This is a genomic window from Povalibacter sp. (assembly GCF_036735925.1).
Lineage (GTDB): Bacteria > Pseudomonadota > Gammaproteobacteria > Steroidobacterales > Steroidobacteraceae > Steroidobacter.
Genome location: NZ_DAINNK010000119.1, coordinates 1 through 10587, shown reverse-complemented (window position 1 = coordinate 10587; position 10587 = coordinate 1). Strand labels below are relative to the sequence as shown.

Below are 10587 nucleotides of genomic sequence, written 5' to 3'. Positions count from 1 at the left end.
CGCCGCCGACACGCCGAAGATCGATCAGGCCGCACTCAACAAGCGCATCGCCGACGAGGACGCGACGCTACTGATTCTCGATGCGCGCACGCCGGAGGAATTCGCTGCCGGTCACGTGCCCGGCGCCATCAACATTCCGTACACGTACTTGCCTGCCAGCATCTCTTCGTTGCCGGATGCTGCGAACAAGGACATCGTCGTCTACTGCGAAACCGGCGTTCGCGCCGAGCGCGCCGCCTCGCGGCTCAAGGAGAACGGCTTCACACGCCTGCTGCACCTCGACGGCGACATGAAGGCGTGGCGCGAAAAGCAGCAGTCGGTGGAGAAGTAACGGCGGCCTGCCTTCCGGCTACCCGCTCGCGGAGCCTTTGAAGTCCCGTTCGATGCGAGCCCTCACCAGCTTGCGCAATTCCGCAGGCAAGCTCGTCTCACGCTCCCGGTTCAAGAGCGCGTCCCGCTGGATCATGCCGTGCTTCGCCAGTTCCCTGGTAAACGCCCGATCCTTGTCGCGGCCGGCCACGTACTTCGAGATGGCCAGATCGTTTACTTCCAGGCATAAACCAGTCACGCCGGCCGTATTCGGATTGCTGATCTTCACCAAGCGCTGGCGCCATCCGGCAGGCAAGGTTGCTGTTTTCTCGTCGACACCTTGGGCGTAATAGCCATACAGCTCGTGAAAGGGTGATCCCTCTCCTATGCTGCCGTCGATGAGATCCGATAGCTGCGGGCGGTGGAGAGGGAACACATCCGCCTCCGCGGAGACCAACAGAGAAGCGGGCGCATCGGGAAACTGCCCGAGAATCGACTGACTGCCGATGATGACGATTTCGGACTCGTTGGCGATCGACCCGGCTGCCCGAATCAGGTGCTCAAGCTCGGAACGCTGCATGGATCTGCCATCGCTCCCGGTGAGTAAGGATTCCGGCAAAGGGTGAGGATTGCCGCAGACGCGCTGCGTTCTCGCCGGGATCCGTGATGATCGCTGCCACGTTTTGCCAGGGTTGACTCAGCAGTTGACGCCATTCCTCGAGCCACGTCGGCACATGGCTACGGCGGGCGGAACTCCAGCGCTCGACATTTCTGCGAGCGATTTCGAGAAGCTGGGGATCGCGTTCGATCTTTCGTGCTATCACCGCATGCATCGCCAGGCTGCGCGCATCCAGCAGCCGATGCGAAGAATAGGTGGATATCGCCGTCGATTCGTTCGGCACCCAGGCGACCACTGGCTTGAGTCCTGCAGCCCTGCGCCGTTGTCGCAGTCGCCGCATGCGCTCGGCAGGTGTCATGGCCGATCCGGTGGGTGGGCGGCCGCGCGGTCGCTTGCGAGTCTTTGCAGGTTTTCTGGCCACGAATAAGCGTAACCCGTGACGATTATTGCCGGCAATGGGGTCAACCGAAATCGTCGGAATTGCGTCCGGGCCGCTAAGATAAGGGTTTCCTGGAGCGCGCCGAGCATGACAACAGCGGATTCTGTTCTCCGGTCCGGCAGCAAGGTTTCTCTTACCGGCACCGTAACGTCCCGCGAAACACGAAGAAAGCGTGATGGTGCAACTTACGTACGCGCGCGACTGGTACGAGAGGGAGCATCTGACGTACCGGTAATCTGGTGGAACGAGACCGATGCCGTGCTCGAGGGCGAGCGAGTCGTCGTCGAGGGAAGCCTCAAGGAATACAACGGCAGTCTGGAGTTGCACGCGCGTCAGACCCGCGTTCTCCGCGATCCGACGCAATCTGCGTCAAAGGTCCATCCTCACCATCGTGTGATCGAATACCTGATTCAGTGTGTCGAAGCCGAGGCGGCGCTTGGCGCCATGTTCGATCTGCAAAGCAGGGAGATCGCGTTGCAGAAGGAGGGCGCGGATCCCATCGTCACCTTGCTGGCGACGGATGAGGACACCGGTGTTGTGGTCAATCCCGAAGTGGTCGAATGGTGCAGAAAACAGTCCGAGCAGGGAGCGACTTCGATTCTTGTCGGCTATCCGATAGTCACAGGGATTATTGAGGACAGAGGGATCGAACAAGTTCGGGTCGCGCCACTCTTCACGGTGGAGTGCGATCTAAGCATCGATGGCGCAGACGTCACGCTTCAGCGCACCAATGTTGAAACTGAGGACCTGAATCCTCAGGCGCTGGTCCTGTTGGGGATCGATGAACGAGAGCGTCGCAACGACCTTGAAGATGAGCTCAATGAGTCTGGATTGCTGGCGGGAGCACACAGCGCGGCCGAGCGCCTTCAAGCCCGACTGGACATTCTGCAGGCCCGCGGTGTCGTAGATTCGGCCCCAGTCCTTGATCCACTTTCATTGGGTCCCGTTGCAACGAATCGAGGTGTCTCGAACGCGCTCATGTTCATGCCCGCGACGAGTCGAGTCGGTCCGACGAAACAACTCCTTGACGAGCTGCAGCAACTGGGGCGCGCGAAACCTGACGAGCTCGAACGGGGGCCTCTGGGGCTCATGCTCACTGCCACCAGAGTTGCAGCGGTAGCGGGCGTCGATGTTCATCCCACGATCACCGAGACCAACTATCGCCAAGATCTGGCTGCACATTCCGCACTGAAGTCCATGCTGACGGTTGTTACCGGGCCGCCCGGCACGGGCAAGTCGCAGGTCCTCGTCAATACGATTGTCGCGGCCCTTGCCAACGGTCAGTCCGTGCTGGTCGCGTCGAAGAACAACGCTGCAGTGGACGTAGTGATCGATCGTCTGGAGCGGGTCGCCCCAGACGTGCGTCCGATCCGCACAGGCAACAGAGCAGCTCGGGAGTCGACCGTCAGCAAGCTCAGGGCGGCGGTGACTGCTGTGGGGGATCGGGATCCGCAGTTGGCAACCGTGCGACTGAAGTGGGATCGATGCGCTGCCCGCATCGCGCAGTTGCATCATGCCTTCATCGACCATGAACGCCTCGATCGCGCATATCGCGAGGCGTCAGTGCAGCTGGATGCCGAGTTGACGAAGCTTCCGGCAGGACTTTTCAGTCAGCTGGATCAGCAGACGATCAACAACGTTCTTGGATTGCTGAAGCGCTCGATAGGTCGATCGATGCCGTTTCTTGCGTATCTTTTTCCATGGTTGAGGCGCCGCTGGATCGAGAAGCGGGTCGATGAATTTTTCCGGGAGGCGAAAGCCACCGTGCCGGCTGAGACTCTGGCGGCACTGACTGACCGGCGCTCACCGCTAATGCTCCGCGATTCACCTTCGCTCAAGGCGTTGGCAAGCCGAGTGCGAAATATCATCGACCAGATCGCACGCGCCAGGGAGCTCGAAAGCAAACAGGTCGCAATTGCTCAAGAGCGCGAATCCCTGCCCACGATCGATCAGCTCGAGATCTCGATGGCCGATCACGACCCTGAACGCCAGCAAATGGGGAGACTGCTGCTGACGTCCATCCTCAACGACCGGAAGGCGCGCGTGCCGGCGAGTGCCAGAGCCGCCGGTTCCCGAGTGTTGACCACGTTGGCGGGCGATCCTGCCGCCAGATGGCCGACGCAGGTGTTGGGAAGCGTGTTTGCAGACTTGTTGCCACTGGTTCCCGTTTGGGCTTTGACGAGCCTGAGTGCCAAAGACAACGTTCCGCTGGTTCCTGGCCTGTTCGATCTCGTGATTATCGACGAGGCGTCGCAAGGAGACGTCGCCTCGATGGTGCCGCTGTTGTATCGCGCGAAGCGTGCGGTCGTGATCGGCGATCCACACCAGCTGACGCATGTGACGCGCTTGAAATCGCACCGAGCCGAGCGCCTGGCGACGACCACTGGTCTGTCAAGCAGGCAACATGTCGATTGGAACTACGTCAAGATGAACTGCTTCGAGCTGGCGCGACGCTGTCTTGACGGCGTGCCGATTCTTCTCGATCAGCACTTTCGCTGTCATCCCGCCATTGTCGAATTCTCGAACCGTCATAGTTCCTTGTATGACGGCGGATTGGTGGTGTGTACGGATCCGGGAGTCTGGAAAGGCGAGAAGGGTATCGAGTGGGTCGATGTCAGAGGCGAGATGGAGCTGCTCCGCAGCGGAAGTCGGCGGAATGCGCCAGAGGCGGAGGCAGTCATCAGAACGATTGCGGCTTTGCTGGCGCGGAACTCTGGTTCAGCTCTGAGCGTGGGCGTTGTCAGTCCTTACCACGCTCAGGTCGTATTGATTGAGAGAATGGTGGCTGAAGCGTTGTCTCATGCGAGTTCAGTCGCCGTCAAAACAGTGCATCAGTTTCAGGGCGATGAAAGGGACGTGATGATCTACTCGCCGGCGATTGCGGGAAGTCCCGAGCAACTGGGTGCACTGATGGCGCTGAACAAGAATCTGGTGAACGTTGCAATCACGCGTGCACGACGACAGTTGATTATCGTGGGCGATCTTGAGGTTTGCCTTGGCACACAGACGATTCTGCGGGACCTCGCCGAGTATTGCATGTCGCTTCAGGAAGCCGGTGCATACACGCCATTCGAGCTGGACGTGCGCAATGAAATGGCAGGCCGCGGCCTGGTCGCAGAGATCGGAGTGATGTGCGGCGTCGATCGCCTCGGAATTGCAGTGACGAGCGGCGATCGACGAATCGCGGTGCAATGCGATGGTCACGCATTCCGTTCCGAGGATTCTCCGGATGCAGCGGATCTGCGATTGGCGGTGGAAGGATATGAGGTACGCCGAATATCGCCACGGCAGATTGGTCGCGATTTGAAAAGAACCGTCGACGCACTGCTCGATACTCGGGTGCACTAGCTGTAAGAGTGCCGATACCGGCCCGTACCGGGAGCAAGGATGTCGCGGTCGAAAAGTAGAAGAGTCGGCGCATTACCGGCAATCTCGCGACAGACTAACCGGAAGACCGATGGAGGTTCTCGTGTCATCGAAGTTCTACCTGTCCGGGTTGCTGTCCCTGCTGTGTCTGTGCCTGCTCGCCGGCTGTCGTTCCGGCGGCGAAGCGCGCGAGGTCGATCTGCTGATCGTCGGCGGGACCGTCATCGATCCCGCTTCTCGTAGTGTCGTCAGAGATGCGGCAGTAGCGATCGACGCGGGAGTGATCGTTGCCGCAGGTCAGCTCGATGCGCGCGCTTTCAAAGCGTTGCGCACGCTCGATGCCTCGGGCAAGTTCATCGTCCCCGCGTTCGTGGACATGCACCTGCACTGGGGCACCGGCACGTTTGTGGAAGGCGACCACGTGGTCGAGACGACGCTGGCGCGCAGTCTCTACTACGGCGTCACCCGTATTCTGAACATGGGTTCGAACGCCGCCTCGCCGTCGGAGATCGATGGCTTCCGCAGCAAGCTCGCAGCGGGTGAATGGCAGGGACCGAAGATCTATGCCGTCGGGTCGCTGTTGACCGTGCCCAGTTCGCATCCCACCACGACCATCTATTCCCCCGATGTCCGCCAGCGCATCGCCGAGGTCGTGGCGGCAGCGCCGGCGAGCGGTCCCATCGATCTGATGCCGCTGCGCGCTGTCACGCTGCTGCGCACGCCCGACGATGCTCGCGCCGAGGTGAAGCGGCTGGCCACGTGGGGCGCCGACGTGATCAAGATCACCATCGAATCCGGTCCTGGTCCGTTCGGCGATGATCATCCGCAGATGCCGCGCGACGTGGTGCAGGCCGTCGTCGATGCGGCGCATGACGCCGGCATTCCGGTCATTGCCCACATCTCCTCGCGCGACGAACTCGATGTGTGCCTGGATACGGGCGTCGATGCCGCCGCTCACGCCATCATCACCGGGCCGTTCGATACGCAACTGCATCGACGCATGGGCGAGTCGAAGTTCTTCTACTCCGTGACGCTGAATCTCTATGACGGCTTTCTGAACTGGACCGCGGATCCGACGCGCATGGACGACCCGTTTCTGCGCGAGACCGTAACGGATGCCGAGGTCGCTTCGACGCAGGGAACGCAGCGATTCTTCGAACGCGAGCGCGAATACTTCGGCAGGTCGGGACTGCCGCCGATCCTCGATCACGTGCGCGCGGCGCAGCAGGCCGGTGCGATTCTTCTGACGGGCACCGACACCGGTAATCCCTATGCCTTCCCAGGCTACGGCGTGCACGAGGAACTGCGACTGATGGTGGCAGGCGGCGTATCGGCGATGGATGCGCTGGCTGCGTCATCCGCCAACGCGGCGCGCTTCTTCAAGGAGGAGCGTCAGTGGGGTTCGATTGCGCCCGGGCAGGAGGCCGATCTGCTCGTCCTCGACGGCGATCCGCTCGCCGATATCGCCAACACGCGTCGCATCGTGCAGGTGATCCAGCGGGGTCAGCCCGTGGATCGCTCGCGATTGAAGATTGCATTGTAGAAAACGCGGGCGGATCTTCTCTTCCTGTGGGGCCGGCTTCAGCCGGCTGGATTCTTTGTGCAGGTCAGGCTTTAGCCTGACTGTTTTCAGGCCGGCTGAAGCCGGCCCCACAGCAGCCCGCGAGCGCCTGCTCCAGATCGCCCAGCAGATCGTCCACATGTTCCAGTCCCACCGACAGCCGCAGCAGATTCTGCGGCGTGACCGTGTGCGGACCTTCGACCGAGGCGCGGTGCTCGACCAGCGATTCCACGCCGCCGAGACTGGTCGCGCGCAGGAAATACTTCATCCGGCCCGCAACGGCGAATGCCTCATCGCGTCCGCCTCGCACGCAGAACGACAGCATGGCGCCGAAGCCGCCCTGCATCTGTCTGCGCGCGATGTCGTGGCCGCGATGCGATGCAAGCCCGGGATAGAACACGCGCTCGACGGCTTTGTGCCCGCTGAGGAACTCCGCGATCCGCGCCGCCGATTCCGTCTGCGCCCGCACGCGGCAGGCGAGTGTCGTGAGGCTGCGCCGGATCAGCCAGCAATCGAATGGCGAGGGCGTGTTGCCAGCCGTGCCCTGGTAGTCGCGCAGCCGTTCCGACAGCGTGCCGCCTTCGCGCGCGACGACGGTGCCGCCCATCACGTCGCTGTGGCCGCCGAAGTACTTGGTGCTCGAATGCATCACGAGGTCGACGCCGAAACGGAACGGCCGCTGCCACACCGGTGTGGCAAACGTATTGTCGCAGCAGACGATCGCACCCGCGCCATGTGCAACGGACGTGAGGGCTTCGATATCGCTCAGGTTGAGCATCGGATTCGACGGCGTCTCGATCCACACCAGCTTCGTCGCCGGCGTGAGCGCGGCGCGAACCGCATCGACCTTCGTCATGTCGACGAACGTGTACTGCACGCCCATCGGTCCGATGATGTCGCGCAGCTGCTTGGCCGTGCCGTGGTACGACTCGACGGGCGCGATGACGTGATCGCCCGGCCGCAGCAGGCTGAAGACGGCGAGGGAGGCGGCGGAGCCGGACGAATACGCTGTGGCATCGTGCCCGCCTTCGAGCGCGGTGATGCACTGCTCCAATGCTTTGCGACCCGGATTGTCGGCGCGTCCATACGAATACCCGCGCGAGAACTGGCCGTCGACGTCGCGTTCGAACGTCGTGCTGAGGTGAATGGCCGGCGAGACGTCGCCGGCGGTCGGTTCGACTTCGCGTCCCACGCGAACGGAGAGAGTTTCGAGCTTCATCGAAGTGGCCTGCCGGAAAGGAAGGCCACTATAGCAATCTGCGATCACACGGTGAGCGGCGATCCGGCGGGCGCTTCGGCAGGCGGCTGCTTCGCAACGCCGATCGCCGGCGGAATCAGCTTGTACATCACGGGCGTGACGAGTCGCGCGAGCAGCGTCGACGACACGAGCCCGCCGATGATTACCCACGACATCGGCGAATACAGGCCGATGTTCTGGACCGCCAGCGGCAGCAGGCCGCCGATCGCGGTCGCGGAGGTGAGCAGGATCGGCAGGAAGCGGATCTCGCCGGCCTGTTCGATCGCCTCGTCCAGCGGCGTGCCGGCTTCGCGCAGCTGATTGGTGAAATCCACCAGCAGGATCGAGTTCTTGATCTCGATGCCGATCAGGGCGATGAAGCCGATGCTCGCGGTGAAGGAAATGGAATTGCCGGTCAGCAGCAGCGCCATGAAGCCGCCGAAGATGCCGAGCGGCACGACCGTCAGCACGATCAGCGTCGATTTGAAGTTGCCGAACTCCAGCACCAGCACGGCGAAGATGCCGAACAGTGCGACGATGCTTGCGGTGCCGATGCCCTTGAACGATTCCGCGCCGGATTCGGCCTCGCCGCCGAGCACGTAGCGATAGCCGCGCGGCCAGTCGAAGGCATCGAGCTGCTTCACCACCGCGGCCGTGACCTTGGCGGTGTTGTAGCCCATGGCCACTTCGGAGTTGATGGTCACGGCGCGCTCGCGGTCGTAGCGCTGGATCTGGGTGGGTGCCCGTTCGAACTCCAGCGATGCGAGCTGCGACAGCGGCAGCGTCGCGCCGGACAGCGACGGCACGCGCACCTCGCCCAGCGTGTTCAGGTCGGCGCGCGTGCCGACGGGCGTACGCACCACAATGCCGTACTGTTCGCCGCTGGCATCCTTGAACGTGCCGGCAGGAATGCCGGCGACCGACAGACGCACGGCGCGGTCGAATTCGACGGTCGGCACGCCCAGCATGCTCGCCTTCTGCGAGTCGACGTTCAGTCGCAGATTCGTGCGCGCCACTTTCAGGGGATTCAGCACGTCGCGCGTGCCCGGCGTGTCCTCGATCAGTTTTTCCACGCGCGCCGCCAGCTGTTCGACGGTGTCCAGATCGGACCCGACGATGCGTACGGCAATGGGCGCGGTGATCGGCGGGCCGTTGACGAATTCCTTCACATGGATGCGCGCCGTCGGATAGTTGTCGAGTGCATGGCGCAGCGCTTCGATCTTTGCCGGCGTGTGTCGCGTGTCGTACTCGTGCAACTGCACGAATACCTCGCCGTAGTTGGGCGAATCGTTGCGCACGATGTGGTTGTAGTAGATCTGCGGGTTGCCGTGACCGAGGTTGGCAAACCAGCTCTTCACCTCGGGCATCTGGCGCAGGCGATCCTCGACGAAGTGCAGCGCGCGATCCGTCTCGCCCAGGCTCGCGCCATTGGGCGCTTCCACCTGAATCAGGAACTGCGGCGTGTCCGCCTTGGGAAACAGGCTGCTGCCGAGGATCGGCACGAGCAGGCCGGACAGCAGGATCGAGCCGCCGATGGCGATCAGCACCGTCGCCTTCGGACGCGCCAGACAGTAGTGCAGCGCCGGGCGATAGTAGCGATGGATCACGCCCATCAGGCGTTGCAGGAACACGTTGCCGTGTTCGCCGTCGTTCTCCTTCAGCAGGCGGCTGGCCAGGAAAGGAATGATGAACAGCGCGATCAGCAGCGATCCGACGATGGTCATGACCACCGCCATCGGCAGTGCGCGCATGAACTTTCCGGCGACGCCGGGCAAGGCCATCAAGGGCAGGAAGGCGAAAATCAGCGTGGCGGTGCAGCCGAGGATGGCGACGAAGATCTGTTTCGTGCCGGCCAGCGCCGCGTCCGTGCGCGTCCTGCCTTCGCGCAGATGCCGCGCGATGTTTTCGGTGACGACGATGGAGTCGTCGACCAGCAGGCCGAGCGCCACCACGAAGCCGGCGATGGAGAGCTGGTTCAGCGAATAGCCGAGGAAGTACAGCATCGCGATGCCGAAGGCGAGCGACAGCGGAATCGAAATCATGACGATGCCGGCGGCGCGCCAGCCGAGCGGCAGCAGCGTGATCAGCACCAGCGCGATCGCGATGCCGAAATCCGTGTAGAGCCGCGACAGCCGGTGGCTGACGTTCTGGGACTGGTCGAAGCCGACCTGCAGGTCGATGCGCGCCGGCAGCCCCGCCTGGAACTGCTTGATCGCGGCGTCGATCCGTTCGCGCACCTCCAGGATGTTGTAGCCATCCTTCATGTTCGCCGTGACGAACACCGCGCGCTGGCCGTTGAACCGGCCGACGTAGCTGTAGGGCTGCGATTCCCACGAGACGTTCGCGACATCGCGCACGCGCACGATCTGGCCATCCACCGCCGCGATGACGGTATCGCGGACCTGATCCAGCGACTCGTAGCTGCCCGAGGTCTTGAGACTGAAGCTGCGCGAGCCGATGTCGACGACGCCGGCCGGGATGTTGGCGTTCTCGCCTTCGATCGCCTGGATGACGCGCGCCGGCGCCAGGCGCAGTCCGGCCATGCGCTTGAGATCGACTTCGACCCGCAGCTCGCGCGGCGGGAAGGCCCAGCTCTCCGACGTGCGCACGCCGTCGACGGTCTTGAGCGTGTCCTTGAGTTCGCGCGAGTAATCCTCCAGTTCGCTGTAGGGCGCATCTTCCGACACGAGCGCGATCTGCACGATGTTCACCAGACCCGGGCTCATCTTGCGGATTTCCAGCCGCGCGATGTCCGCGGGCAGGTCCGGGCGCAGCGCATTCACCTCGCGCGTGACTTCGTCGTATTTCTTGTCCGGATCGACGAAAGCTTCGAACTCGATCGCGACCACCGCCAGGCCGTCGAAGATGGAGGTTTCCATCTTCTTCACATCGTCCAGCTCCGCGATCTGGTCCTCGATCGGCTTGACCACCAGCCGTTCGAGATCGGTCGGGTCGGCGCCCGGATAGATCACGGTGACGACGAAGCCCGGCATCTTGAACGAAGGATCTTCCTCGCGCGGCACGGAGCTGAAGGCGAACCAGCCAATGCAGACGAG

Annotated in this window: 7 protein-coding genes; 3 read left to right on the top strand and 4 right to left on the bottom strand. The window is 62.7% G+C overall.

What is annotated here, in order from left to right; genetic code table 11:
- The coding region (locus V7D81_RS21855) for a rhodanese-like domain-containing protein (RefSeq protein WP_324320302.1) at positions 1-331 on the top strand (331 nt) is incomplete at its 5' end.
- A gap of 18 nt (positions 332-349) precedes the next feature.
- Here V7D81_RS21855 and V7D81_RS21850 read toward each other — a convergent pair.
- Both V7D81_RS21850 and V7D81_RS21845 read right to left on the bottom strand, forming a co-directional pair.
- A complete protein-coding gene (locus tag V7D81_RS21850; protein ID WP_324320300.1) occupies positions 350-889 on the bottom strand; it encodes a DUF6036 family nucleotidyltransferase in 540 nt (179 codons plus the stop codon).
- Complete coding sequence (locus V7D81_RS21845; RefSeq protein WP_324320298.1) at positions 870-1223, bottom strand: hypothetical protein; 354 nt, start codon at positions 1221-1223, stop codon at positions 870-872. Before V7D81_RS21845 ends, V7D81_RS21850 begins: the two co-directional genes overlap by 20 nt.
- Positions 1224-1364: 141 nt before the next feature.
- Here V7D81_RS21845 and V7D81_RS21840 point away from each other — a divergent pair, with 141 nt between their 5' ends.
- Positions 1365-4715: an AAA domain-containing protein gene (locus V7D81_RS21840; protein WP_324320296.1), complete on the top strand. Its 3351-nt coding sequence runs from the start codon at positions 1365-1367 to the stop codon at positions 4713-4715.
- Positions 4716-4836: 121 nt separating this feature from the next.
- Positions 4837-6276 (top strand): amidohydrolase family protein, encoded by a 1440-nt coding sequence (locus tag V7D81_RS21835; protein WP_324320294.1) that lies wholly within the window; start codon positions 4837-4839, stop codon positions 6274-6276.
- A 64-nt stretch (positions 6277-6340) separates the two neighbouring features.
- Here V7D81_RS21835 and V7D81_RS21830 read toward each other — a convergent pair whose 3' ends face one another.
- Together V7D81_RS21830 and V7D81_RS21825 are read right to left on the bottom strand one after the other, a co-directional pair.
- Positions 6341-7513 carry a trans-sulfuration enzyme family protein gene (locus V7D81_RS21830; RefSeq protein WP_324320292.1) on the bottom strand — a complete coding sequence of 391 codons (1173 nt, stop codon included), beginning with the start codon at positions 7511-7513 and terminating at the stop codon, positions 6341-6343.
- 44 nt (positions 7514-7557) lie between these two features.
- The coding region (locus V7D81_RS21825; RefSeq protein ID WP_324320290.1) for an efflux RND transporter permease subunit at positions 7558-10587 on the bottom strand (3030 nt) is incomplete at its 5' end.